General features: G+C 40.9%; 18 protein-coding genes. 13 read left to right on the top strand and 5 right to left on the bottom strand.

Features of this window, described 5'->3' with window-relative positions; genetic code table 11:
* Positions 1-9: 9 nt before the first annotated feature.
* Positions 10-3,372 carry a T9SS type A sorting domain-containing protein gene (locus IPM71_11760; GenBank protein ID QQS50258.1) on the top strand — a complete coding sequence of 1,121 codons (3,363 nt, stop codon included), beginning with the start codon at positions 10-12 and terminating at the stop codon, positions 3,370-3,372.
* A gap of 46 nt (positions 3,373-3,418) precedes the next feature.
* On the opposite strand, the gene IPM71_11755 is transcribed toward IPM71_11760, so the two are convergent.
* Entirely contained in the window at positions 3,419-4,171 is a 753-nt protein-coding gene (locus IPM71_11755; protein ID QQS52831.1) for a nitroreductase family protein, read from the bottom strand.
* A 482-nt stretch (positions 4,172-4,653) separates the two neighbouring features.
* Here IPM71_11755 and IPM71_11750 point away from each other — a divergent pair, with 482 nt between their 5' ends.
* Both IPM71_11750 and gap read left to right on the top strand, forming a co-directional pair.
* Positions 4,654-5,433: a hypothetical protein gene (locus tag IPM71_11750; GenBank protein QQS50257.1), complete on the top strand. Its 780-nt coding sequence runs from the start codon at positions 4,654-4,656 to the stop codon at positions 5,431-5,433.
* A gap of 167 nt (positions 5,434-5,600) precedes the next feature.
* Positions 5,601-6,608: a type I glyceraldehyde-3-phosphate dehydrogenase gene (gene gap, locus IPM71_11745; protein ID QQS50256.1), complete on the top strand. Its 1,008-nt coding sequence runs from the start codon at positions 5,601-5,603 to the stop codon at positions 6,606-6,608.
* A 121-nt stretch (positions 6,609-6,729) separates the two neighbouring features.
* Here gap and IPM71_11740 read toward each other — a convergent pair whose 3' ends face one another.
* Entirely contained in the window at positions 6,730-7,107 is a 378-nt protein-coding gene (locus IPM71_11740) for a DUF1987 domain-containing protein (protein QQS50255.1), read from the bottom strand.
* Between the two features lie 192 nt (positions 7,108-7,299).
* On the opposite strand from IPM71_11740, the gene IPM71_11735 reads away from it, so the two are divergent.
* From IPM71_11735 to IPM71_11715, 5 genes are all read left to right on the top strand, one after another.
* Positions 7,300-9,561, top strand: a complete 2,262-nt coding sequence (locus IPM71_11735) for an aconitate hydratase (GenBank protein QQS50254.1) — start codon at positions 7,300-7,302, stop codon at positions 9,559-9,561.
* Between the two features lie 166 nt (positions 9,562-9,727).
* Complete coding sequence (gene miaA, locus IPM71_11730) at positions 9,728-10,639, top strand: tRNA (adenosine(37)-N6)-dimethylallyltransferase MiaA (protein QQS50253.1); 912 nt, start codon at positions 9,728-9,730, stop codon at positions 10,637-10,639.
* 1 nt (position 10,640) lies between these two features.
* Positions 10,641-11,093, top strand: a complete 453-nt coding sequence (locus tag IPM71_11725) for an NUDIX domain-containing protein (protein ID QQS50252.1) — start codon at positions 10,641-10,643, stop codon at positions 11,091-11,093.
* A 48-nt stretch (positions 11,094-11,141) separates the two neighbouring features.
* Positions 11,142-12,236 carry an HAD-IIIA family hydrolase gene (locus IPM71_11720; protein QQS50251.1) on the top strand — a complete coding sequence of 365 codons (1,095 nt, stop codon included), beginning with the start codon at positions 11,142-11,144 and terminating at the stop codon, positions 12,234-12,236.
* Between the two features lie 125 nt (positions 12,237-12,361).
* Positions 12,362-13,648 (top strand): carboxypeptidase-like regulatory domain-containing protein, encoded by a 1,287-nt coding sequence (locus tag IPM71_11715; GenBank protein ID QQS50250.1) that lies wholly within the window; start codon positions 12,362-12,364, stop codon positions 13,646-13,648.
* A gap of 37 nt (positions 13,649-13,685) precedes the next feature.
* On the opposite strand, the gene IPM71_11710 is transcribed toward IPM71_11715, so the two are convergent.
* Positions 13,686-14,114 (bottom strand): hypothetical protein, encoded by a 429-nt coding sequence (locus tag IPM71_11710; protein ID QQS50249.1) that lies wholly within the window; start codon positions 14,112-14,114, stop codon positions 13,686-13,688.
* Positions 14,115-14,247: 133 nt separating this feature from the next.
* Here IPM71_11710 and IPM71_11705 point away from each other — a divergent pair, with 133 nt between their 5' ends.
* Positions 14,248-16,533 (top strand): NADP-dependent malic enzyme, encoded by a 2,286-nt coding sequence (locus IPM71_11705; protein QQS50248.1) that lies wholly within the window; start codon positions 14,248-14,250, stop codon positions 16,531-16,533.
* A gap of 89 nt (positions 16,534-16,622) precedes the next feature.
* Here the strand turns inward: IPM71_11705 and IPM71_11700 are convergent, their stop codons facing one another.
* On the bottom strand, positions 16,623-18,512 hold the full coding sequence (locus tag IPM71_11700) for a PKD domain-containing protein (GenBank protein ID QQS50247.1): 1,890 nt from the start codon (positions 18,510-18,512) through the stop codon (positions 16,623-16,625).
* A gap of 295 nt (positions 18,513-18,807) precedes the next feature.
* Between IPM71_11700 and IPM71_11695 the strand changes: the two genes are divergently transcribed.
* Entirely contained in the window at positions 18,808-19,761 is a 954-nt protein-coding gene (locus tag IPM71_11695; protein ID QQS50246.1) for a PorP/SprF family type IX secretion system membrane protein, read from the top strand.
* Positions 19,748-21,871: an OmpA family protein gene (locus tag IPM71_11690; GenBank protein QQS50245.1), complete on the top strand. Its 2,124-nt coding sequence runs from the start codon at positions 19,748-19,750 to the stop codon at positions 21,869-21,871. Before IPM71_11695 ends, IPM71_11690 begins: the two co-directional genes overlap by 14 nt.
* 85 nt (positions 21,872-21,956) lie before the next feature.
* Here IPM71_11690 and IPM71_11685 read toward each other — a convergent pair whose 3' ends face one another.
* Positions 21,957-22,967 carry a dihydroorotate dehydrogenase-like protein gene (locus tag IPM71_11685; protein QQS52830.1) on the bottom strand — a complete coding sequence of 337 codons (1,011 nt, stop codon included), beginning with the start codon at positions 22,965-22,967 and terminating at the stop codon, positions 21,957-21,959.
* A gap of 147 nt (positions 22,968-23,114) precedes the next feature.
* Here IPM71_11685 and IPM71_11680 point away from each other — a divergent pair, with 147 nt between their 5' ends.
* Both IPM71_11680 and trkA read left to right on the top strand, forming a co-directional pair.
* Positions 23,115-25,142: a ComEC/Rec2 family competence protein gene (locus IPM71_11680; GenBank protein QQS50244.1), complete on the top strand. Its 2,028-nt coding sequence runs from the start codon at positions 23,115-23,117 to the stop codon at positions 25,140-25,142.
* A gap of 134 nt (positions 25,143-25,276) precedes the next feature.
* Complete coding sequence (gene trkA / locus IPM71_11675; GenBank protein QQS50243.1) at positions 25,277-26,617, top strand: Trk system potassium transporter TrkA; 1,341 nt, start codon at positions 25,277-25,279, stop codon at positions 26,615-26,617.

Here is a 26,617-nt window from a genome sequence, read left to right as displayed (position 1 = left end):
AACAAATTTATGAAACACTACATACTTTTTTTACTCATCTCTTTTCTGCTGCCAATCAGCCAGACAGCCTTTTCGCAGGCACTGGTGCCTGTAGATACAATGGGCAGCGGAACCATTCTTTTCGAAGATTTCGAAACAGGAGCCCCCGGCTGGACAGCTTCGCCAGGATTTCAAATTGGAATTCCTACCTCCGGGCCCGGATTTGCCTATGCCGGAAGCAATGTGGCTGCCACCATATTAAATGGCAATTATTCCAATTCAATGACTTATTCATTAACTTCCGGTACGGTTGCCCTACCCTCTACGGCAAGCAGCATTACTCTTTCTTTTTATGAATACCATTACACCGAAAGTAATTATGACTATAGCTATGTTCAGGTATCGACCGATGGCACTAACTGGACAACCCTCCTGGGGGGTAGAAGCGGCAACTTTGGGGGATATAATCTACAAAACATTTCGCTCAATGCCTATGCCGGCCAAACCATTCAGGTAAGGTTTTATTTTACTACCGATGGATCTGTGGTGTATCCGGGATGGTATCTCGACAATGTAGCCATTGATGTGGTTGGCTTACCCAATCTGACAAGGGATGTGCCTACCTTGTACCTGTATGATGAAACAGAATTACTCAGAAACGACACGACCCTTTATAACAGATATTACTCAACCCTTCAATCCATTAGCGGTGATTTTGTATTAGCAAACTTCGGTCGCGATACACTCTTAATTATCGATACCATTTATACTTCAACAGCCGGTCTGGTAGTGAGTCAGGCTGCAGAAGACAGCATCCCAACAGCTTTTGGTACACCTATAAGTTATACCTATCAACCTTTGGCGGTAGGGTTGGTAAGCGATACCTTATTCATCGTATCGAACGACACAGCCTCGCCCTTCATGATTGTATTCGAAGGTGAAGCCGTTGATGCCCCGCTTGAAGTTATCCCTGAATTGTCGCTAGATGGAGTGATAATAGGTACCGATAATTTCTTTAATCCAAGAATGATCGTTGATACTTCCCTCATCCCGGAAACCTCCGCTAATGTTTACATCGATCTGGCACTTACCAATAAAGGTATGGTACCACTCGACGTCAGCAACTACTATTTTAAATACGGAGGAAATAATGCCTTCTGGGTTTATAGCTGGTCAAGTACGCTAATTGAATACGGCGATACTGCTATTGTAACCATTGGCTTCGGAGCAAATAGAAGTCGTCAGCAGGTTTTTGGTTTAACCTATGAGTTTGATAACCGCGATGGTGAAAACGTATCGCAAACACACTGGATGGCTGCTCAAAGCATGTTCGACGGTACTTATCTCGAAATCGATGGTCCCTGGTTTTCTGCCGGACCCGACAGCCTGGTGGTAGATTTTGGAACCATAAATGTTGGAACAACAGCCTATCAGAACTACATCTGGCTGAAAAACCTGGGTAGTGTTCCGCTGAACATCACCATGGAAATTGTTGGAAATGATTTTAGTTTCGTGGGCGAAAACCCCATCAACCTGAATCCCGGACAGGGTAATAGCGAAGGCGAAGAAGGTATCATCTTTACCCCTTCCGATTCTACCGGGATCACCCATGGATTGCTGATTTTCCACCACAACGATACCACAGCCGGCCGGACAGACACAATTTACTTGCGTGGTAAAGGTTTTATACCGGAAGTGGTCAATCCTCCGGTTTTCACTCTTTACTACCAGGGTGTGCCCGTAGATCGCGATGTATATCTTGAAATTGATATGGGCACTGCCATACGCAATAACGATTTTACAGAGGTAGATTTAATGGTCGTGAACAGTGGCGAAACAGGTGGCTATATCGATTGGAATTATGTAGGTAATTACTTTTACTGGATTGATGATGAAGGTGCAACTTATAGTTCACTTTCGAATATTTACATACCAGCAGGTGATACCCTTAATTTTGGAATAATGTTCGATCCCGATTATGGTTATCTGTTCGAAGAGTGGACCGAAATTTACTTTGAGGATGTTTATAATTGGGCTTATATTCATTTGCAAGGTGCTGGAATTGAAAGGCATGCATTTAACCTTCGCTACTATGGTTCGAACGATGTAAACGAGTATAATAATTACTATTTCTATAATTATGAGGGTTATTCCGAATCTGTGACTTTCGAATACACCAACCTGCACGAAAGCGCTGTTACCATCGATTCTGTTACCATAAGCGACAACGATGCAACCACAATGCTTAATGCTGCTGGGCTTCCGGTAACCCTGGCACCTGGAGAAAGTTATGCCTATAATACAATATTCGATCCTACCTTACCTGACGGTAGTCACGATGCAACCATCAAAATTTACAGCACCAATATGTTAGAGCCTATATTTGTGTATTACCTGGCCAATATTGCCGATGGAAATGCCGAATTTGAGGTTGAATTTGTAGAAGGTGAAGCCAATTTTAATTATGGCAATTTGAATTTCGGGGATGTATCGATGTTGGATGGCTCTAAAACTGCCACCTTGCAAATCGTATCGCAAAATGGTTATAACGTTGTGATTGATTCTTCGAGGTTCTACTTAAACACACCTGGATTCTTCACCGACCTTCCGGATAACCTGATTATACCAGCTGGCGATTCAGCCGACTTTTCGATAAGCTTTACACCACGCACAGATCCTGGTTATTTATCGGATGAGCTATATATGTATAATAAGTATAGTAATTATCCATTCATCGATACCTATATTTATGATCTCTACATCACCGGAATGGCTATTCCAGGAAGAAATCAGGCGGCTAACCTTATGGTTGTAGCTGGCACCGAGCATATTTCTTCCAGCGGACTGCTTGACTTTGGCGAAATTCCTCTGAATAATGGTCTCGTAAACATATTGCTTAGTCTTGAGAATACAGGCGTACAATACGTTACCATAGACAGTATAGTCTTCTCCAATTCTGCATTCAGTTTGCTCGAATGGGATGAAATGTACGATGAATTTGAAATCTGGTACGATGAGCCCGGCATGCTGGTAGTTTATTTTAACCCTACTATAGCCGATGTTGAAACAGGTACCATGACCATCTATTCCGATGATCCAGTTAATCCAGCTTACCTAGTCAACCTGAATGGCACAGGTACAACGGGAACCAGCAATACATCGATTACCCAATCCAGAGTATTTCCGAACCCGGGTTCCGAAACCATTTTTGTTGTAACTGCATTCGAAGATCCATCGATGGTGCAGATTTTCAATTCTGCCGGAAAATTAGTTTACCATTACTGGAATACCAATGGACAGGCTATTGATATATCTACCTTCGAAAAAGGATTCTACCTGGTAAGGGTCTCAAATAACTCAGAAACACAACAGCACAAGCTGATTGTAGAATAACCCTTTAAAATCAATAAAAAAAGGCAGCCCGAACAGCTGCCTTTTTTTATTCCTCATAATTCATAAACCCTTGCTTTTCGAGCACCCTGAGCAAGGCTTTGGAAAAAAAGACATTGTCTTTTTTGGTATAACGATTATCTGTAAAAACCTGCGCAAGGGTTTGCTTATTGTTCTCGGCCAGAAGCCTATGAGTAAGCTCTAAAGCCTCTTTTTCTTTATAAATGGTATCGATATCGACTGAAGTGTAATCCCGATAGGTTTCGAAATGAACTACACCCTGAAGAGGTAAGCGATCGGTTAATTCAGGCCATTTTTCCGGATAGCCAATCACAAGAGTAGTTACAGGTACCACAAACTTTGGAAGTTGCAGAATATCGATAATTTTTTCGGCCTGGTAGGTGGTAGTCCCAAGGTAGCAAATTCCAAGTCCTTCACTCTCAGCAGCAATAGCAACGTTTTGTGCCACAAGCAGTGCATCGATTGCCGCAGTAAAAAAGGATAAAAAATTATCGTAACCTGGCAATGCCTGGCGATGTTGGCACCATGTATTAAATCGATTAAAGTCGGCACAAAAGGTAATTACAATAGGAGCTTGTTTTACCATATTTTGTTTAAAATGCACCTCCCAAAGCCTTTCTTTCAGGGTTTCATTGCGGGTTACCACCATGCTGTAAACCTGCATATTACCAGTGGTAGAAGCCCTGGTTCCTGCTGTTAAAATATTTTGTAATGTTTCATCAGGTATTTCTTCCGCGCGATAATTTCGCACCGAACGATGCTGAAGAATAGAATCAGGTATCATGAATACTATTGTTAAAGTTTATCCGTTCAAATATACACAGAATGAATTTTGCAATCCATCAATTATTTTTATACTTTTATCAAAGCAAACTGAATGATTGCAAACTAAAAAGCATCTTTTGCGTACAAAATTTTAGATTTACTAACTAACTTCAAAAATAAGATGAAAAGGGTATCGATAATAATTGCTGCCGTTGTTGTATTAGCAGTTTTAAGTGTGTCTTGCAACAATTATGTGTGTCCGGCATATGCTGATAGCTCGGCAGATCAAGAACAGAACGACGATTCGAACAGCTAGTTTCTTCTTTAAGGAACTGCCTTCACATAACAATTTGTCATTGGGGCACACAATCAGGTGCGAGATTTTAATTTCACCTGGTTGTGTGCCTTTCTATTAGAATAAACTCCACTTTTTTTTCGAAAGAATTAAAACCTTTGTTCTCACTTAACTCGCTTGTTTTGTCTATTTTTGTTCAAAACATGAAGTTTTCTCTACTCATATGGTTACTAGTATGCTCAAGCCTAGCTTTTGCTCAGGGCGAGCTGGACGATCAGGATAAAATATTTTATCGAAACGAAAAGACCTATGCCTTTCTTTTAAATTCCAATGGTATTGGTGGTAACTACCGATATGCCAAGCGCATTGATGCTTTTAGAAAAACCCTTTATGAAATCGAATTCAACTACCTCAAACACCCCAAAGAAGCAAAAATAAGCACCTACAACAACCGAAACATTGTCTATGGTAAGCTAAACGCAGTGTACACCCTCAAAGGGGCCATAGGTTTCCAGAATGAAATGTTTCAGAAACGCGACCAGGGTGGTATATCGATACGTTTCTTCTACAATTTCGGCCCCAGCTTAGCTATCCTTAAACCCATTTATTACGAGTATATTATTAATGATGAGGTTGTTTACGATGTTTTTCAATTGCACACTTCGCCAAACATCATAGGCAAAGCACCTTTTGTGTATGGAATAGAAAATTTGAAAGTTCAGCCTGGTATCTTTGGAAAAATTGGTTATACTTTCGAATACAGTAAACTTGACGATGTTTTTCATGCCCTCGAACTTGGTCTTGCTTTCGATGCCTATATTGGAAAAGTTCCCATAATGGAAACAGAATCGAACAAATTACTGTTTGTATTGCCCGACGACCAATTTTACCTTACCTTATTTATAAGCTACCGTTTCGGAAAAGTTATCAGCACACCCTACGAGCAGAAAAAAACAAAAATCGATCAAATGCTTGCCGAATAGTAGGCATTGTTAAACAAAACAATCAGCACGAGTGGTTATTGTTATTTTTTTCACAATTAAAATCAAAAGCAAACCCACAAGGTTGTTCATTTTCAATTTATTTCTTAAATTCGCACCTCAATTTACAAACGAACAAGGAATTATTAATTTTTATAAACTTAAGTAATATGGGAAAAATTAAAATCGGGATTAACGGCTTCGGAAGAATTGGTCGCTTCGTGTTCCGCATCGCTATGGCTGACTCAAGTGTTGAGGTAGTTGCAGTCAATGACCTCATTGATGTTGATTACATGGCTTATATGTTGAAATACGATTCAACCCACGGACAATACAAAGGTACAGTAGCCGTAAAAGACGGTCAGCTGATTGTAGACGGTAAAACTATTCGCGTTACTGCAGAAAAAAATCCGGCTGACATTAAATGGGGAGCTGTAGGTGCTGACTATGTGGTAGAATCAACAGGTTTATTCCTTGAAAAAGCAAAATGTCAGGGTCATATCGATGCTGGTGCAAAAAAAGTGATCATGTCTGCTCCTTCTAAGGATGATACCCCCATGTTTGTAATGGGTGTAAACCACAAATCGTATACAAAAGACATGAACTTCGTGTCAAATGCTTCCTGCACAACAAACTGTCTTGCTCCAATTGCAAAAGTTCTTCACGATAACTTTGGCATTGTAGAAGGCTTAATGACTACCGTACATGCCACTACAGCTACTCAAAAAACTGTAGATGGTCCATCTGCAAAAGACTGGAGAGGTGGCCGTGGTGCTGGTCAGAACATTATTCCATCGTCGACTGGCGCTGCTAAAGCTGTTGGAAAAGTTATTCCTTCGCTGAACGGCAAACTTACAGGTATGGCTTTCCGTGTGCCAACTCCTGACGTTTCAGTGGTTGACTTAACCTGCCGCCTGGAAAAAGGTGCTTCGTATGCCGATATTTGCGCTGCCATGAAAAAAGCTTCTGAAGGCGAATTAAAAGGAATCTTGGGATACACTGAAGATGCAGTAGTTTCGAACGATTTTGTAGGTGATTTCCGCACTTCGATTTTCGATGCTGGAGCAGGTATTTCTTTATCTCCTAACTTTGTAAAAGTAGTATCATGGTACGACAACGAAATGGGTTATTCTGCAAAAGTTGTTGACCTGATTAAACACATGGATACTGTAAAATAATAGTGTACATCTTATAAAAAGAAAAAGCTGTTCTGGTTTCCCGAACAGCTTTTTTATTTTGACAAATTTACAAGTTAGTATCCTGTTTAATCGCTGATAAAGATTTACTTGAAAGCAAAGACTAAATGTATTGTACCAGGCGAAAAGGAATTCCGCTAGTAGTTTTATAATGCTCACCAAGACTTTCAATGGCTTCATCGTCTTCTTCGAAATACCAGGTAATCTCAATTTTGTGTCCGCGAAGGGTTGCTTCTCTTAATACTCTGAATAAGGTAAGCAAATATTTTGCAGAGCCACTGTTGACATATTCCAGATTAATGGCAAGGATAGTTAAAGGCAAGGGGTCTTTAAAATATTCCTTAAGCCACACAACAGGCTCATTAAAAAACTCGCTTGGATTTTCTGGAATTGCTCTGCCTTCGATTTTAAAAACACCTTCAGAGGGGTCAAAAACAACCTTGGGAGTACTGGAAGATGCCGCAATTTCAAGCTTATTCATTCGACTTAAGATTTAAATAAGAGTTCAGATAACGGATTTGGTATATCAAAAATAAAAGAAACGAACAAACCATCAAAAAACATGTTTAAACAATTCTAAAATTAGCTTCAATAGTAGTAGAAATGTATACAAACTTATTAACCGACAAAAGGTCAAAAATCGTAAATTAGGCCTACAAAAAAATACATTACCATGATATTCGATCTCGACATGATTAAAAAAGTCTATTCAGAATTAACAAAACGAATAGACCTAGCCAGAAAGGTAACCGGAAGGCCATTGAGCTTATCGGAAAAAATTTTGTATGCACACCTCGATCAACCAGTCGCAAAAGAATTTAAGAGGGGGACAGACTATGTTAATTTCAATCCCGACCGTGTAGCCATGCAGGATGCTACTGCCCAGATGGCATTGTTACAGTTTATGCAGGCCGGAAGGAATAAAACAGTAGTTCCGACCACAGTGCATTGCGATCACCTGATTCTTGCAAAAGAAGGCGCTTCGAAAGACTTATTGTCAGCCAAACAAACGAATGAGGAAGTATTTGACTTTTTAAGTTCTGTATCGAATAAATATGGCATTGGTTTCTGGAAACCAGGAGCAGGAATTATCCATCAGGTAGTGCTTGAGAATTATGCCTTCCCGGGAGGTATGATGATTGGAACCGACTCGCATACGGTAAATGCCGGAGGGCTGGGCATGATTGCAATTGGTGTGGGTGGTGCCGATGCGGTAGATGTAATGGTAGGTATGCCCTGGGAACTGAAATTTCCGAGATTAATAGGTGTAAAACTTACCGGCAAGCTTAACGGCTGGACTTCCGCGAAAGATGTTATACTTAGGGTAGCCGGCATTCTTACGGTGAAAGGTGGAACCGGTTGCATTGTAGAATATTTTGGGGAGGGAGCCAAAAATCTTTCAGCTACCGGCAAAGGCACCATTTGCAACATGGGTGCCGAAATTGGTGCCACCACTTCTACTTTTGGTTATGACGATTCGATGCGGAGATACCTTCATGCTACCGGTCGCAAAGAAGTAGCTGACCTGGCCGACAAAATTGCCTCTTACCTTACCGGCGATGAAGAAGTTTATGACCAACCTGAAAAATATTTCGATCAGCTTATTGAAATTAACCTTTCGGAACTGGAACCTCATCTCAATGGACCATTCTCTCCTGATATTGCAACCCCAATCGGAAAAATGAAAGAGATGGCTACAAAGAACGGCTGGCCTACCCATATTGAAGTTGGTCTGATAGGTTCGTGCACCAATTCATCTTACGAAGATATTTCACGGGCTGCATCTATTGCAAACGATGCTGTGAAAAAAAACCTGGTTGCCAAATCGGAATTTACTATCACACCCGGCTCGGAGCAAGTGCGTTATACCATAGAACGAGATGGTTTTATAGATACATTTAGTAAAATAGGCGGAAAGGTGTTTGCCAACGCCTGCGGCCCTTGCATCGGACAATGGTCGCGCATTGGAGCTGAGCAGCAGAAGAAAAATACCATTGTGCACTCATTCAACCGGAATTTCGCCAAAAGAGCCGATGGAAACCCCAATACCTATGCTTTTGTAGCATCGCCCGAATTGGTCACTGCTCTGGTCATTGCTGGCGATCTGACCTTCAACCCAATCACCGATACCCTGCTGAATAAAAAAGGTGAAAAAGTAAAACTCGAGGCCCCTGTTGGAGATGAATTGCCCATAAAAGGCTTTGATGTAGAAGATGCCGGTTACCAGGCTCCTGCTGCCGAAGGATCGAAAGTGCAAATATCTGTAAAACCAGGCTCAGACCGCCTTCAAGTGCTTGAGCCATTCAAAGCCTGGAATGGAAAAGACCTTACAGGACTCAAGCTACTTATTAAGGCTAAAGGGAAATGCACCACAGACCATATTTCGATGGCAGGCCCATGGCTAAAATACCGTGGCCACCTCGATAACATCTCGAACAATCTGCTCATTGGAGCCATGAACTTCTTTAACGAAAAAACCAACCAGGTAAGGAACCAGCTCACAGGCGAAATTATGGAAGTACCTGCAGCACAAAGAGCCTATCAGGCTGCTGGTATCAGCACCCTTATAGTTGGCGACGAGAATTATGGCGAGGGAAGCTCGCGCGAACATGCCGCCATGGAGCCTCGCCACCTTGGAGTAAAAGCGGTTTTGGTAAAATCATTTGCCCGTATCCACGAAACCAACCTCAAAAAACAGGGAATGCTGGCCTTGACCTTCAGCAATAAAGCCGATTATGACAAGATTCGTGAGGATGATACCATAGATATACTTGGACTAGAAAGTTTTGATCCTGAAAAAGCTTTTAGAGTAAGACTTTCTCATGCCGATGGCACAAAGGAGGAATTTGCAGTAAACCATACCTACAATCAAAACCAGTTTGAATGGTTTAAAGCAGGTTCGGCCCTTAACCTTATTAAAATTCAGCAGAAGTAGACTATTGCCCAATTGATTAATCTGGTCAGCACACCTGCTGGCCAGTTTTTTCCTTCACTATCTCATAAAATTCCTATGATAAAGCTGTATTTCCCTATCCAATGACAGGGTATTTCATTTTAGCGAATAAAGTATATTTGCATGAGCTGAAATATTAATATATCCTATGAAACCTTTGCTTGTTGTTATTGGTGGCCCCACAGGTATTGGAAAAACTCCGGTTTCAATTGCATTGGCACAGCATTTTAAAACCGAAATTGTCTCGGCCGACAGCCGTCAGTTTTTCAAGGAAATGACAATTGGTACTGCAGTTCCCTCGCCCTCTGATCTTGCAAAAGTAAAACACCACCTGGTACAAAACCTTAGTATAGATGAAGCCTACAACGCAAGCCGGTACGAAAGCGATGCACTGGCTTGCCTGGATGGTATTTTCAAACAAAACAATATCGCATTTCTGGTAGGTGGATCCGGTTTATATATCGATGCCATCTGCAAAGGAATTGATGATTTGCCCAGCATCAGTGCGGAAGTCAGGCAAAAACTCAATTGCTTTTTCGAAATCGAAGGTCTTGAAAGGCTCCAGGAAGAAGTGAACCGAATTGATCCTGAATACTTCGAAGTAGTGGATAAAAACAATCCCAAACGTTTGCTCAAAGCACTTGAAGTATTTGAAATGACCGGACTTCCCTATTCCCGTTTCCTGCTCAGAACCAGCAAGGAAAGGTCTTTTCATGTGATCAATCTCTTTCTTGATACCAACAGAACTGTATTGTACAACAGAATTAACCAGAGGGTCGACAAGATGGTTCAAGCTGGTTTGGTGGAAGAAGCTCGGAGTTTATGGCCAAAGAAGGGCCTTACCCCATTAAAAACCGTCGGCTATTCAGAGCTTTTTAGTTATTTCGAAGGAAATTTAAAGCTTGAAGAAGCCATTGAACAAATAAAAAACCATAGCCGCGCTTATGCCCGCAGGCAGCTCACTTGGTTCAGGCGATACAGTGAAAGCCATTGGTTTGATCCAGTTCAGTTGGAGGAAGTGAAAGCACTAATCCAAAGTAATATTGAATTTAGAAACTGATATGGCAGGTACTTTTAACATCAGGGTTTATGGACTAAGGTTGAACGAAAAAAAGGAAATATTGCTTTCGGACGAATTTGTATTAAATACTTACATGACCAAATTTCCCGGAGGCGGACTGAATTATGGCGAAGGCCCTGCCGATTGTTTGATGCGCGAAGCCATCGAAGAATATGGACAGGAAATCGTCCTTACAGGACATTTCTATACTACCCACTATTTTCAGCCTGCCATGTTTTATAAGAATGTGCAGCTAATCAGTATCTATTATTTTTTCGATTTTAAAGAAGAAATACGGTTTAAAATTTCTGAGAAGAAATTCGATTTTGAACCTCTGACCGAGGGCAGCCAATCATTTCGTTGGCAAAGTCTTGATACACTTACAAACGATGACCTTAGTTTTCCGGTTGACCGCTATGTTTTGCAGATGTTAAAAGAAAAAGTTTTGGAATGATTATCTTTCGGCCTTCACCCTTATACCATACCTGATAATATGAGTATCATGAATGTTTCTGCGCAAAAATCAATAGCTGTTTTCCTCGACCGCGACGGTGTGATGAACACAGAACGCAGTTACATTATTAAGCCCGAAGACCTTGAACTCTTCTGGTATACACCCAAAGCATTGAGCCTAATTGGCAATGCGGGGTATAAAACCATAGTGGTAACCAATCAATCGGCCATTGCGCGTGGCATGTTTACGCTTACCGACCTGGAAAACATCCATGAGCGCATGAGAATGGAATTAGAGAAAAAGGGTGCAAACCTCGATGCAATTTATTTATGTCCTCACATGCCGGTTGAAGCCAATACCACTCCTGAGAACGAATTCCAGACAGATTGTTCCTGCAGAAAACCCAAACCAGGCATGTTGTTGCAGGCTGCCCGCGATTGGAATATCGACCTAAAAAAATCCATTATGATTGGCGATACTGCCAGAGACATGGAAGCCGGAAAACAAGCAGGCTGCTACACCATAGGAGTAAGAACGGGTTATGGATTAAAGGATTATAAGCATACTCCAGACTTTCTAGCAGACAATCTGCTGGATGCAGCCCTGATAGTCACCAGCAAGGAATATGCAAATCTTTTTGATCACCTGCAGATTGAGCTCAACAAAATCGAAAAACCACTTATTATAGGAATTGGTGGAAATTCCCGCACAGGTAAAAGTAGCCTGGCCGCTTACCTGAAAATGCATTTTGAACTGCATGGAAATAAGACATTACTTATTCAGTCCGATCAAGGCACTAAAGTAAGTGAAGCACAAGCTTATGTTGAATTCAATCCGAAGTCCCATACGCCTGAATTCATGGTTTGCACATTGGCAGAAATACTGGATAAGACTGATCTGCCTGACATAATTTTGATAGAAGGAAAAACTGTTCTTACCCATGAGCCACTTTTGAAATTATTGCACTTAAAAATTCTTCTGGAAACCACTGAGAAAAAGCGTAAGCAGCGATTTAAAGAATACTTCTCCTGGCAAGAAATACCAGAGGATGAGCAGGAACTGCTTTTGAAACAAATAATTGAACAGGAATTTCTACTGGAAATATTGCCCGGCAACCATGCCGATTTTGTTATCCAAACATAATGCTCTCAGCATTAAATACCCATGTTGAACTTCAAAAAAGCCCTCCGTCGAATTAGCTTTTATTAACTTTTTATTCTTTAGGCACTTTCGTACTTTTCGTCTATTGCTAAAACAATAAAAAATCAATGAGAATTTTTCGGAAGATTCAGATCCTAACCATACTACTTGCATTAAATGTTCACTCCATATTTGCTCAAAACCAGCTGGTGATAGAGGGAGAAATCAAAGACGCATTAACAAAAAATTCCTTACCCTATGGTTCAATTGCTGTGGTAAATCAATACACAGGCACAGTTTCCAATTCAGAGGGCTTTTTTCGCCTATACCTGCCAGATTCCTTGCTGCGAGATAGCATTCAAATCAATTATCTTGGATACCATTCCTACAAAGCATCAGTAGCTGAGTTGCAAGGAAAAAAAACAACTTTTAGCCTAAAGCCTGCCCTTACACCAATTGAGGCTGTAACCATCAAACCATATAGTCCCGAAGAACTAATCAGGCTTGTAATGGAAAACCTTGAACAAAATTATTCTCAGGAGGCATTTATTACAAAAGGTTTTTACTTGCAGGAACTGGTTGAAAATGATCAATACATCGACTTTGTAGAAGCCTTCATCGATTTGTATACACCTCCCTTCCAGGATACTTCGCAATGCAAGGCACGACTAATACAAGGACGCAGCCGTGATGACTTGGGAGAGATTCAATTCATGAAAAGATTTGCCGAAAAGAAATCAAATAAAGAGCAAAAAAAAGCAACGCGAAAAGGTAAAGATCCTGATAGTGTAGCTGTTCAGGCAATACAGGTTAACTTTTCGGGACCCAATAGCCTGACTTCGATTGACAACATCAGGCAATTCCAGAAATACTATCAGCAAGGTTATTTGAAAAAGTTTAACCTTAAATTTGAGAAAAACACCAGCATCGGCGGACGTGAAACTTATGTTGTACGATGCATCAGCAAAAGACCCATTGATCATGTAAACGCCGATGTAAGGCTTTATATCGATAAAGCAAGTTATGCCCTTGTGATGTACAATTCAGAACTGGTTCCTGAAATACCAGTCATACTTAAACCCGTTTTTAAACTATATCGTCTAAGTGTAGAGGATTTGCGTGTTTTTGAAGAGACCGAATACAGACTAGTAAAAAATAAATGGTATCCAGCTAAAACCATTGTACAAGCCGAAGGTGAGGCCACTAAAAAATACAGTGGAAATTATACCGAGCATTCGAAGGGTTATGTGCGAAAAGCATTTGTAGTTACCGATGTAGAAACCAAAGACATTAAGCCATTTTCCAAGGAAGAATGCCTCACCAACGAACCATTCGATAAGCAACTGGGCGAATACAATCCGGAATTCTGGCAGAACCGAAACAAGATTGAATATGGTTCATTTGAGGCTAATTAGATGAAGAAAGCGTCAAGTTTCAACCAAGAATCCGGGCTTAATTAACAGATGGCAACTGTTTAAATACTAATGGAATATTATTGATTGATCTGATCATTTCTTCAGCTATTTCTTTTGAATCGACCCGATACACTTTGTAATTGGTACCGGCATTCTTATATGCCCGCTCAAACACCATGGCAGCAGAATAAGCATCAACAACCCGGAAAATTGCCTGTGGCTCATAAGAATCTATAAGTTTCATTATCCGCTGCAACATGATCCGTGAACTCCGGGGTCCACTTTGTAAACGAGAAATATCGCACACTATAAAAGAACCTTTCCCAAGTGTGGCCATTTTAACCCAAAAATCCTTTGCTGCTTCAAGCGTATCGTCCTGATTAAAAACATCTTCCAGTTCAACGTAAAGAATTTTCCTTTCCTTATCAATCTTCGATTTATACATCCCCTCTCTATCCTTTCTCACAAAACAAACTACTTTACGGGAAATGAATTGACTGGTTACATGAAAAATGTCACAAAAGGGTATATTAAACAATTGTCATATTTTTTCCCGCCAAATCGTAATAACTTTTACACTCAACTAAACACCTGTTATCATGGCTACATTTACACGCGAAGATGCATTGCGGTACCACTCCGAGGGACGTGCTGGTAAAATTGAGGTTGTTCCTACCAAACCATATAGCACACAGCTTGATTTATCGCTGGCTTATTCTCCTGGCGTAGCGGAACCGTGTAAAGAAATCGAAAAAAACCCCGACGATGCCTACTTGTATACAGCCAAAAACAACCTGGTGGCAGTGATGTCAAACGGAACAGCAGTGCTGGGCTTAGGAGATATAGGCGCCCTCGCAGGTAAACCTGTAATGGAAGGAAAAGGACTACTGTTTAAGGTATTTGCCGATGTAGATGTATTCGATATTGAAATTGACAAGCACACTATAGAAGAATTTGTGGATGTAGCCAAGGCAATTTCACCCACATTCGGAGGTATTAACCTAGAAGATATCAAAGCACCGGAATGTTTTGAAATTGAGGAGATACTTAAAAAAGAACTGAATATCCCTGTATTTCATGACGACCAGCATGGTACCGCCATTATTTCTTCGGCGGGTTTGCTCAATGCCCTCGAGATTACCGGAAAAGACATAAAAAAGATTAAAGTTGTAGTAAACGGAGCAGGTGCTTCGGCTATTTCATGTTCCAAATTGTATGTTCAGTTAGGTGTTAAAATACAGAATATCTATATGCTCGATACCAAGGGGCTTATTACCAAGTCCCGAACCGACCTGAACAAATACAAGAAGGACTTTGCACAGGATTCCAATCTAAATACCCTCGAAGAAGTTATCAAGGGAGCCGATGTATTCCTGGGCCTCTCGAAAGGAAATATCATGACCAAGGAAATGGTAAAATCGATGGCACCGGAAGCCATAGTATTTGCAATGGCCAATCCTGTGCCGGAAATTTCTTACGAGGATGCCATAACAGCGCGCAAAGATGTAATTGTGGCAACAGGTCGTTCCGATTATCCAAATCAAATTAACAACGTACTGGGTTTTCCGTTTATCTTCAGAGGTGCTCTTGATGTAAAAGCAAAACAGATAAACGAAGAAATGAAGATTGCCGCTGTTTATGCTCTGGCCAATCTGGCCAAACAGGAAGTGCCTGAAAAGGTGAATGCTGCCTACAAAACCAAAAATCTTTCCTTTGGCCGCGATTATATCATTCCAAAACCGCTCGATCCAAGACTTATCACTGAAGTGGCTCCTGCAGTAGCAAAAGCCGCAATGGATAGCGGAGTAGCACGCACCCCAATAACCGACTGGGAAGCCTATAAAATTAGCCTGATGAAACGTATGGGCCTTTACAACCAGCTGATTAACGATGTACACCTTAAAGCCAAACAAGTTAAAAAAAGAATATTGTTTGCCGATGCCGAACAATACCGGATACTAAAGGCGGTGTTGGTTGTTAAAGGCGAAGGCATTGCTGAACCTGTGCTTCTGGGGAATAAAAAGGAAATTGAACTTACTGCCAAGCAAAACCATTTGAACATCAATGGAATTGAAATAATCGATTTTCGCGATGGGCACGAGACAGACCGCAAGAAGAAATTTACTCAAATGGTTTTCGAACGTAGAAAACGCAAAGGTTTGACTTTAGAAGAAGCCACAAAAAAAATTGATGATCCCAACTATTTTGGTGCAATGATGGTAGACAATGGCGATGTAGATGGATTCCTGGCAGGATTCTCCACAAGCTATGCCAATACCATCAGACCCGCAATACAGTTGATAGGTACCAACAACAGCCAGCGCACCATTGCTGGTATGTACATTGTGCAAACGAAAAAGGGACCTTACTTTTTTGCCGACACCACAGTAAACATTGAACCCAATGGACGAACGCTTGCCGATATCACTTTGCTAACTGCACACGAAGTAAGAAAGTTTAATATTGAACCGGTAATTGCCATGGTTTCCTATTCTAATTTTGGAACTACACGCGATGGAAGCCCAAAAAAGGTGCAGGAAGCCATTGAAATTCTACATCAGGAGCACCCCAATTTACTTGTGGATGGTGAAATGCAGGCCAATTATGCTTTCGATAAGGAACTAAGGCAAAAGAAATTTCCATTCACCAAACTAGCAAACCGCGATGTGAATACCATCATCTTCCCGGGCTTAAGCTCAGGCAACATAGCCTATAAAATGATGAGTGAACTGGGTGACGCCGATATCATTGGCCCAATTTTGCTGGGAATGAAAAAACCCATACACATTTTACAAATGGAAAGTACCGTGCGGCAGATTATCAACATGGCCGCTATAACTGCTGTGGATGCTCAAACCAGCAGCGACAAGCTGATAAATCTGTGATTAGCAAGTGTAAACAATTAAAAATTACCGAAAAAGGATTCGAATCCTTTTTCGGTCTTTCACTTTATTAATCTCTTTGTCTGCTATGTTTAGCGGAAAAGACCAAAACTACCGCGCTTTTCAATAACCGTATCATTCAACATCTCGGCCTTTATAAAGTAGGTATAAGTATCAACCTTTTGAGGTTTTCCTTCGAAAGTGCCATCCCATCCCAAGTCCTCAAGATTATCGGTGGTAAACATTTTTTGGCCCCAGCGGTTGTAGACGCTGAATTCGACCAAACGACTAATTCCCCAACCATCAACCATAATGGTTTCATTAATCCCATCACCATTGGGTGTAAAGGCTTCGGAAAGGCCAATGCTATACAACTCTTCTGAAATTACTCGAACGGTGGTATCGATCGAAGCACATCCGATTTTATCCCAGACTGTAAGGGTATAGATGTAATCGCCTGGTACAAGTGGCTTGATAATCGGACTGGTACAGCTGGTGCAACTAATGTATTGGTCGGGAGACCAGAGGTAATTAAAATTAGGGTTTGAGTCGACCTGAATCGTAACACTTGCGCCCAGATAAATAGTAGTATCCACTACGTTGATGGTGGTTAAAATAGCTTCCGGAATAAGTACGGTAACGGTTTGAGCCACCGAACCCTGCACACTTCTACAATTGGTTATTGTATCGGTTACTACAGGTTCGTAGCGTGTGAGGGTATCGGGCGAAGCCAATGGCGTATAACTTTGGAAATTATTCAGGCCCGTAACAGGAGACCACACAATGGTATTCCCTCCGCTGGCAAAAAGTTGTGCCGTGCCTCCCTGGCAAATGGAAGTATCATTTCCTACTACAATGCTTGGTAGCGGATTGATTGTAAATTCTTCGGAAGCACTATCGGCACAACCAATCGAATTGTTCACCAGGAGTTTCACAGTATATTCACCTGCACTGTATGATTCCGTGGGCACATAACTAGTATCAAATTGTCCATTTCCCAGATCCCACAGGTAGGTTAATGCCGTATCGTCGCTCGAGGTAAGGTTTTTAAACGTAACATTGAGCCCATCGCAAAACACATTGCTTTGGTAACCTATACCAGCATCCACGTAATAAATGCGCAAGGTACTATCGGTAAGCTCGCAGGAACCATCCGGGCCACTTACCTGCAAAAGGGGCAGATAACTACTGGCAACATTATAGGGATGGCTATAAGGGTTGATGTTGGATACTTCCAGCCCTCCAATACCCTCTGGAAGCCATTTAAAACTTGTAATGTCCGCAGTATCGCCAAGTGCAAATACTACTGAATCACCTAAACAACCCTCATAGGTACTCATGGTAAAGTTGGCAAGTACACTTTTTACCGTAACAGTGTGGGTGATGGTATCGGCACATTGGCCAAGAAAAGCATATAAAATTACATCGTAAGTATCTCCCTCTGTATAGGTATGAAAAACAGGATTTTCTAGCGTACTTATTTGTGTTCCATCTCCAAAATCCCATCGCAAACTATCCAGTCGGGCATCAGAAGGGGTAAACTCAAAACGTACCGGCTCGCTGCGGCAAAACGATGGTTTGTTCACTGAAAAATCAACCTCAGGGGTTTCATCCACTTCTATGTCATGCGTAACGGCATCGGTTTCCATGGTTACCGTATTAGTTACGGTAAGAGTTACTGAGTATACTCCCCGCACCGAAAAAGTCTTCACAGGGTTCACAGCATTGCTGGTATCGGCAAATCCAAGTCCAAAATCCCAATAATAATAAAGATTCGAACCGGTGCTGCTGTTTTGGAATTCAACCGTAAGTGGAGAACAACCTCCTGTAGGTACAGCATCAAATATCGCTTCCACCTGAGCAAAACTCGAAGCAAGCGGAAAAAAAATAAAAGTTATAAACGCATAAAATATTTTCTTCCGGTTAATGATTCCAGAAAGTTGAAGCATTAGCTTATTGTGGGCACAAATTCGTATGAGCATATACTATGTTTTTATTGAATTCAAATAACAATAAATCAAGAACTTAATTAATGCTTTAAAAAACCGGAATGAACAAACTCAACCGATTGCACTTCTAAAAATATTATTTATTGAGTAATATTAAAAGAAAATTAGCGAAAGGCCGCAGCTTATTGTCAATAAATATGTTTCATATCCCATAAATAATGCTTATTTTTTGTGAAGTTTTTCATATTTACAACTTATGAAATTGTTCATAACTTTTCAATGCCAGTCAGCTAAGAGCTTATGCCTCAAAATCTTTTTCCTGATTCTGATGGCAGGATATATCCCAGCTAGTGCACAGGATACCAAACTTAGCACCTACAATTACAACCCATTGTTTTTAAACCCTGCTCATACAGGCAATTTCTATGGAAATTGGCGTGCTGCCATTAGTTATAGAAATCAATGGAAGGCCACCGGAGATGCCTTCACCACAGCAGTGGCCGCAGTGGATGTTCCCATGCAATTCAGAAACCATAATTATGGCTTAGGACTTCTGTTGGTCGACGATTATTCGAAAAATATTACACGAGATAAAATTGCCCTTTCGGCGAGTTATTTCTATAAGTTGAGCGACAACTTCTTTTCAGGTGGCCTACAAGTTGGATATGTTAGTAATACTTCAGGCAATGCCAACTGGAGAAACTACAACCCTCTTACAGACAAGCCCGATCTGCCGAGTGGCGAACCCGGTGCCATGGCTGAGCCTGGATACATCGACCTAGATCTGGGAATAATCTGGCGACGCACCTTTGGTAAATTAGAACCTGAGGTTGGTGTTTCATTTTCACATTTAAACCAACCCAATCAATCGTTTTACGGAGCTACCGAAAAAGTTCCTGTAAACACCACCCTTCATGGTTTGGTAAAAGCCAACCTCAACGACGAAATATATGTCCTTCCTACTTTTTTAATCAGTAGCAACAATAGCAATACCCTCACCATTCTAGGGGCACAAGCCGGTTACAGACTTCTTGGTAACCGTTCGAGCCTGAAAGAAGTGTTTGGAGGCCTTACAGTTCGTAATGGAATTAGTAGTCCACTCAGCGACATATCGATGTTAATTGGCGCCACAGTAGGCCGCCTCGATGTAGCATTGAGTTACGATATCAATGTAACCGGAATGAGCCAAAGCGCCAATGTATCGACCTTCGAAATTTCGTTGATATACAAAAGTATAAGTACAGTATTAAACAGTTATTCTATTCCCTGTGAAAGGTTTTAAACATACCATAGCCCTTTGTGCCATTCTATTGCTGGTGAGTTTATCCAGTAGCCAGGCGCAAATCAACAACATCGATCAGCTGTCGCCCGCGCAGCTTAAGAAGTTTGCAAAAACAGCAATTCGTTCCAACGATGCCTTCACTGCCATTGTGTTTCTCGAACGCTATCATAACCTGAAACCAAACGATCAGGAAGTAAACTATCAGTTGGCCGGATTGCATCGGAATGTCAGGAACTATCTTCAGGCACAGGAGCTTTATGCAGTCGTTTCGAAAGAAGCATTGGGAAAATATCCTTTATCGCAATTTTATTATGCCCAGATGCTTAAAGCAACTGGCAATTATGAAGAAGCTATTGCTGAGTTTAAAAAATTTAAGCGCGACTATCAGGGAAAAGACGAGCCGGTTTACAGCAAAATTGTGAAAAACGAGATTTCCGGTTGCGACAGTGCTAAGTTTATCATCGCTAATCCACTGGATATAAACATCGAAAAGCTTAATTCGAGCATCAACAGTCCGCATATCGAATTGTCGCCCATTCCGGTAAACGACAATGCTTTTATTTATGCCTCCCTGCGTATCGATTCTCTTGTGTTCTTTAGCGAAAGAAATGCCGATTCGGCTATGCCTGTGAGGCAGTTTTATATTGCCAAAAAAGAAGGAATGGACTGGAATGGCGGCGAACCACTACCAGGTACCATTAACATTCCCGGTGTGGAGACAGGCAATGGTGTAATTTCGCGCGACGGAAAGCGATTTTATTTCACACGGTCTACCCGAAACTGGCAGGGTCAGGTGATTAGTGCTATTTACCGTAGCACACGCGAAGGTGACCAATGGACAAGAATTGAAAAGCTACCACCAATTATCAACGATCCGAACTATACATCAACCCAGCCTGCCCTGGGAAGAACAGCCCAAAGTGACCGGGAGATTATTTTTTATGTATCGAACCAGCCGGAGGGAAAAGGTGGTCTGGATATCTGGTATACCGTATGGGACGATGAAAAAGACAGTTATAGTAAGCCTCAGAACTTAGGCAGCAGAATTAATACAGTAGGCGATGAAATGACTCCTTTCTATGACCTTACCACCCGCACATTGTATTTTAGTTCGACTGGACTTCCGGGTATTGGCGGGCTCGATATCTTTAGCGCCTTTGGCGAAAGAAGGAAATGGTCGAATGTGGTAAATGCGGGCTACCCGATTAACTCGAGCTATGACGATTTGTATTTTACCTTAAGTAGAAAAGGAGACAATGGCTTTCTGGTATCAAACCGCCCTGAATCAGATGATATAAATACCTGCTGTGATGATATTTTCTCTTACCGATGGAATGATTTTATCAGCATTACAGTAACAGGTACCATTTACCCATTTGAGCAAGACCGCTTTGGACGTAAAAAAGATATGTCGAATTTCGATTTCATGAACCCCGATGAATCGATGGAGCCGATGAAAGACGCAATCATTGCTCTTTATAAGCTCGACAAGGAGAATAATGAGTATGTGTTTATGGACAGGTATACAACTTCTGAAGACGGAAATTACTATTTCGCCCTGCAACCTAATCAGGAATATGAGTTTAAAATGGAAGGATTTCAATATTTCGATGAAAAAATGTTCCTCTCCACTGAATTTTTCAACTTTTCCGATACCATTACCATGCCGCCGACATGGGTTAATGTATTAACAGACAAACCAATTGTATTAGCAGATATTTACTACGAATTTAACAGCGCCGATTTGTCTGGAAGGGCTAAAAGTATTCTCGACACCACCCTTTTGGTATTGTTGAAAGAAGCCCCTGAATTTGTGGTAGAAATCGGATCGCATACGGATAGCGTGGGCGGTGAACAATACAACCTCGAATTGTCGCAAAAACGTGCCAACAGTGTAGTAACCTACCTTATAAGTAAAGGCATCCCTACCGATCGTCTTGTAGCAAAAGGTTATGGCAGCACCAATCCGGTGGCTCCTAACTCCAAACCAGATGGATCGGATAACCCCGAAGGCAGGGAAAAGAACCGTCGGACCGAATTTAGAATTGTTGGCACTGTAGGAGGTGCTGAAGAAGATGAAGTATTTATAGAAACGAATAAGCGCAAATAGCCAGAAAAAAAAGGGTCCTTTCGGGACCCTTTTTTATCTAGTTCAATTTTAACTATAAACCATGTTCTGCTCTAAAAAAGCTGATTTATAATACCGGGTATTTTTTAAAGATATCGTCCGATTTGAGAAGCAGGTCGATATATTGTGCCCTTTTATAAACGAATGGATCGTTTGTGTTTTTGTGTGAAAGCTTACCCTGGAAGTCTTTAATTGATTTATAGGATTTCTTTTCCATCCAGGCGGTAATATCTTCAAGCATGGTGCTAACATACTCTATTTTGTTCTTGTAAAGTGTGCTTACTACCTGCACACAATCTGCACCAGCAAGAATCATTTTAACTACATCGGCTCCGGTATAAATGCCTGTGTTGCTGCAAATGCTTGCCTTTACATTGCCATACAACAAACCGGCAAAGCGAAGCGGCAAACGATGGTCATCCGGGCTACTCAAGGTCAGGCTGGCAAGGTGAGACTCTTTTTCGATATCGATATCGGGCTGAAACAACCGGTTCAACAATACAAAACCATTGGCACCAGCTTTCTCGAGCATTGAAATAATGTGCAAGGGATTGGCGTAAAATGGACTCAATTTAACACTCACTGGTATTTTTACACTACTTTTTATTGCTTTTAATATCTCTACTTGTTCCTGCACAACCAAATGGCCATCGAGGTCGGATTTTTTCGGAACATAAAAGAAGTTAATTTCAATGGCATCCACACCTGTTTTTTCCATCTGCTGGGCATAATCAATCCACGACTCTTTTAATATAGCATTCAGGCTGGCAATTACAGGAATTTTAACATTTTGCTTTACACGGGCCAGGTTAAAAAGGTGCTCTTCTGGTCCGGCATGCTCGATATTCGGGAAGATACTGGTCATTTCTGCACCACGTTCGGCATACTCCTCAAGCTGATCATCCAACTGAGCGCGTTCGAGTTGAATCTGCTCTTCGAATAAAGATTTATATACAATGGCAGCCACACCACTTGCCTCTGCTCGTTTTACATTATCAAGGTTATTAACCAAATTACTTGCTCCCAATACAATAGGGTTCTTTAGCTCAATACCAAGGTAATTTGTTTTTAAATCGATCATTTTCTTATGTTTTTTATTTATTGTTTTAAATTACATTTTTTTTCAAAGCTATAAAAATTCCCTTTTAGTCATCTTTTCATTCAAATGAAAAGCAAATTGTATTTACGTAGAACACCTCTGGTCAGAGTACTAATTGCTTATATCATGGGCATCCTGCTCGCATTTTATGCCGGCAAATATCTTTCTGATCCTTCTGTAATCTTGTTTGTGAGCATTTCTACAGGTATTTTCATCATCATAGTTCAGCAAAATAAAACAAACCATCGCCTAATTTCCAGTACTATTTTATTCTTGCTGATAATGACAATTGCAATGTGCAACACGTTTTACAGCGTAAAAATACCTACAAAATTTGAAAATGAAGGTATCTGGCAAGGTATAATTTGCGAAAAGCCTCAACGAAAAAGCAATTCGACATTACTGCCTGTTTTGCTGATTAACGATAAGCAAGCTTCTTTTTTAAAAACAAGACCGGTAAAGGCGCTTCTCTATACCAACAAAGATAGTCTGCTTGCCGATACCACTCAAATAGGATCGAGGGTTTTCTTTAAAGCCACTTTAAAACCTATTAAGAACAATGGGAATCCCAACGAATGGAATGCAAGCCTCTATCAGGCACAAAGAGGCTATTTTTGCAAAGGATATGTATCGAAGGACTTTTTGGTCATAAAATCGGGGAAAAGATTCCCTGTCAAACGTCTGGCCACCAACATACAAGCAAGAGCCATGCAACAATTTGCCTCGATGTTGGAGGAGCCAAATGCCTTGGCCGTAGTAACAGCATTAACCCTTGGCAACCGCGATCTACTTTCGGACGAAATTGAAAAAAGCTATGCTAACACAGGCGTAATTCATGTTCTGGCGGTATCTGGCCTACATGTTGGAATACTCTACCTTTTTCTGAATTTTTTACTGGCAATATTGGATAAAAATCCTTGGACTAGACAAATAAAAACTGTTGTAATAGTTCTAATCATTTGGTTTTATGCACTCATCACCGGCCTTTCGCCTTCGGTAATCAGGGCAGCCATCATGTTTACAGTTTTCGCTTTAGGAAGATCGATTAAGCGCGAAATAAATATGTTTAATCTGTTAGCCCTGGCTGCTTTAATTATGCTTCTTATTAATCCGTTAATTTTGTTTCATGTTGGTTTTCAGTTGTCTTTTCTGGCCGTTGGCGGGATAGTGTTTTTTCAACCTCATTTTTATAAGTTGTTCGAGTTTAAATCTTATCTGGCCGATTATGTGTTCAAATTACTTACCGTTACTTTTGCCGCACAATTAATTACAGCTCCAGTTACCTTATATTATTTTAACCAGTTTCCTGTTTATTTCTGGTTAGCCAACCTGGTGTTGATCCCTTTGTTTGCTTTCGCTCTTGTTTTGGCAATAGCAGCTCTGGTTATTGCGGAAATACCCTTGTTGAGGGAAATTGTATCGTGGATACTGGAATTTTGCCTTCAAGTCGCTAATAAGTGGATAATATTTGTTGAGAAGTTACCTGGTTCTGTGATAGAGAATATACACTTTGACAGACCTGCTATACTGTTTTCCTTTGCGATTTTAATTTTGCTTTCCAAATGGCTTTTGGAAGCCAGGAATAAATTGCTACTAATGGCTTTGGCTATGTTTCTGCTTTGGTCAGGATATGCGTTTTACCAAACCCAAACACATAATCAGAATCGGAAACTCATTGCCTATGCCCAACCGGGTGCCGAAATGATTGGCATTTATGGTGACAATAAAAACTTCCTGATTGTAAGTAGCAGTGAGTCAAGGTTTGAAAGTTTGAAAAAATATTACCTGAAGAAACATTGGTTAAAAATGCGTATTCACGAACCTGTAGAAACTTTTCGCCTTTACAGCAGACATGAAAAGGACGGAACCACAGAGGCCCAAAATGGCTATACCCTTATCAGTGCTAACGATGAAATTGAACTGATAATGACAGAAAAATATCTGCCTTCAAAATTCACAAGTAATCACAAAAGCTACCTTTATGTCTTTGGAAAAGTTATGCCAAGTGCAAATTTTGAATGGACAGGCCCCATTATCCTTGGCAATACTTTAAGCAATTATGCGCGCGATAAGTGGGTAAAATTTGCCTTAACCAAAGAACTTGAAACAATAGATTTAGCCCAAAACGGTGCATTTACCATTCCCTTGTACTAACCAACACTTAACTTCAACAAAAAAGCCTTGCGAATTAAATTACACAGGAAGGGCAATTCATTGAAAAATGTCGGTTGTCATTGCGAATTAACCCGTAAACATGTTTATTTTGCAGCTTGAATTAATCACTAATAATGAAAATTGTAATTGCAGGAGCAGGGGCTGTAGGTTCTCATTTGGCAAAGATGCTAAGTGAAGAGAAACACGACATCATCCTGCTCGATCCGGATGAGGCAAAATTAAGGCAAGTAGGTTCGAATCTCGATGTAATGACACGCACAGGTTCTGCTATCTCCATTCCTGATTTATTGGACACAAACATCAAAAAAGTAGACCTATTTATATCCGTAGCGAAAACAGAAGAAATCAATATTACTGCTGCTATATTAAGCAAACGTTTAGGAGCAAAGAAAACCATTGCCCGTATCGACAACCAGGAATATTTGTATGCCAAATACCGTGATCATTTTGTAGAAATGGGTATCGATTACATGATCTATCCCGAAAAAATAGCAGCACGCGAAATAATTGGACTACTGGAACAAACAGGCAGCAAAGACATAGCAGACTTCTCCAAAGGTATGCTCGCGCTTTTTGCTATAAAACTCGAAGAAGATTCGCCGGTAATAGGCAAAAGCCTTAGCAGGATAATGAAGGAAACCAAAACCGACGATTACCGGGCAGTGGCCGTTACCCGAAGTGGGAAAACGATTATTCCAAATGGCAATCATGTATTCGAAGCAGGAGATCTGGTTTATGTGATTTCCACTGAAAAAGACAACAATGACCTTCTGGCCTACGCCGGAAAAGAACAATACGAAGTTCGGGATATCATGATTTTAGGCGGAAGCAAAATCGGAGCCCTTGCAGCCCACGAGCTTGGAAGTCATCATAATGTGAAGCTTATTGAAAAGGACCGCGAAAAAAGTTATACGCTTTCGAATCAGCTCAACAACACCCTGGTTATTAATGGCGATGGACGCGACTACAACCTGCTTATGGAGGAAGGTCTCAACAAAATGGATGCCTTTATTGCTGTTACCGGCGACAGCGAAGTAAATATTCTGGCCGCGATGTTAGCTAAAAGACTGGGGGTAAAAAAAACCATTGCCGAAGTTGAAAACATTGAATACATAGCCCTGGCAGAAAATATGGGAATTGACACCATTATCAATAAAAAAATCATTACGGCAAGCCGTATATTCAGGTTTACGACAAGTGAAAATGTAACAGCTGTACGCTGCCTGACAGGTACAGACGCTGAAGTGTTGGAGTTTATGGTTCCAATTGGGGCGAAGATTACTCAATCAATCCTGCAAAAGGTTGATTTTCCGAAAGATTGTATTATCGGAGGCATCATACGCGATGACAAAAGTTTTATTGGCAAAGGTTCTACCCAATTGCAGGAAGGCGATAAAGTAATAGTATTTGCCATGCCATCGGCCATAAGCAAAGCGGCAAAATTTTTTAGCTAA

The sequence above is a fragment of the Bacteroidota bacterium genome (assembly GCA_016699695.1).
Classification (GTDB): domain Bacteria; phylum Bacteroidota; class Bacteroidia; order Bacteroidales; family UBA10428; genus UBA10428.
Note: the sequence above shows the minus strand (reverse complement) of the source record. Positions and strands in the feature narration are given on the sequence as shown.

Bases quoted from the DNA above. Each gene is read 5' to 3' on its own strand.
- IPM71_11760 (QQS50258.1), top strand. From the start codon at position 10: ATGAAACACTACATACTTTTTTTACTCATCTCTTTTCTGCTGCCAATC.
- IPM71_11750 (QQS50257.1), top strand. From the start codon at position 4,654: ATGAAGTTTTCTCTACTCATATGGTTACTAGTATGCTCAAGCCTAGCT.
- gap (QQS50256.1), top strand. From the start codon at position 5,601: ATGGGAAAAATTAAAATCGGGATTAACGGCTTCGGAAGAATTGGTCGC.
- IPM71_11740 (QQS50255.1), bottom strand. From the start codon at position 7,107: ATGAATAAGCTTGAAATTGCGGCATCTTCCAGTACTCCCAAGGTTGTT.
- IPM71_11735 (QQS50254.1), top strand. From the start codon at position 7,300: ATGATATTCGATCTCGACATGATTAAAAAAGTCTATTCAGAATTAACA.
- miaA (QQS50253.1), top strand. From the start codon at position 9,728: ATGAAACCTTTGCTTGTTGTTATTGGTGGCCCCACAGGTATTGGAAAA.
- IPM71_11725 (QQS50252.1), top strand. From the start codon at position 10,641: ATGGCAGGTACTTTTAACATCAGGGTTTATGGACTAAGGTTGAACGAA.
- IPM71_11720 (QQS50251.1), top strand. From the start codon at position 11,142: ATGAATGTTTCTGCGCAAAAATCAATAGCTGTTTTCCTCGACCGCGAC.
- IPM71_11715 (QQS50250.1), top strand. From the start codon at position 12,362: ATGAGAATTTTTCGGAAGATTCAGATCCTAACCATACTACTTGCATTA.
- IPM71_11705 (QQS50248.1), top strand. From the start codon at position 14,248: ATGGCTACATTTACACGCGAAGATGCATTGCGGTACCACTCCGAGGGA.
- IPM71_11700 (QQS50247.1), bottom strand. From the start codon at position 18,512: ATGCTCATACGAATTTGTGCCCACAATAAGCTAATGCTTCAACTTTCT.
- IPM71_11695 (QQS50246.1), top strand. From the start codon at position 18,808: ATGGCAGGATATATCCCAGCTAGTGCACAGGATACCAAACTTAGCACC.
- IPM71_11680 (QQS50244.1), top strand. From the start codon at position 23,115: ATGGGCATCCTGCTCGCATTTTATGCCGGCAAATATCTTTCTGATCCT.
- trkA (QQS50243.1), top strand. From the start codon at position 25,277: ATGAAAATTGTAATTGCAGGAGCAGGGGCTGTAGGTTCTCATTTGGCA.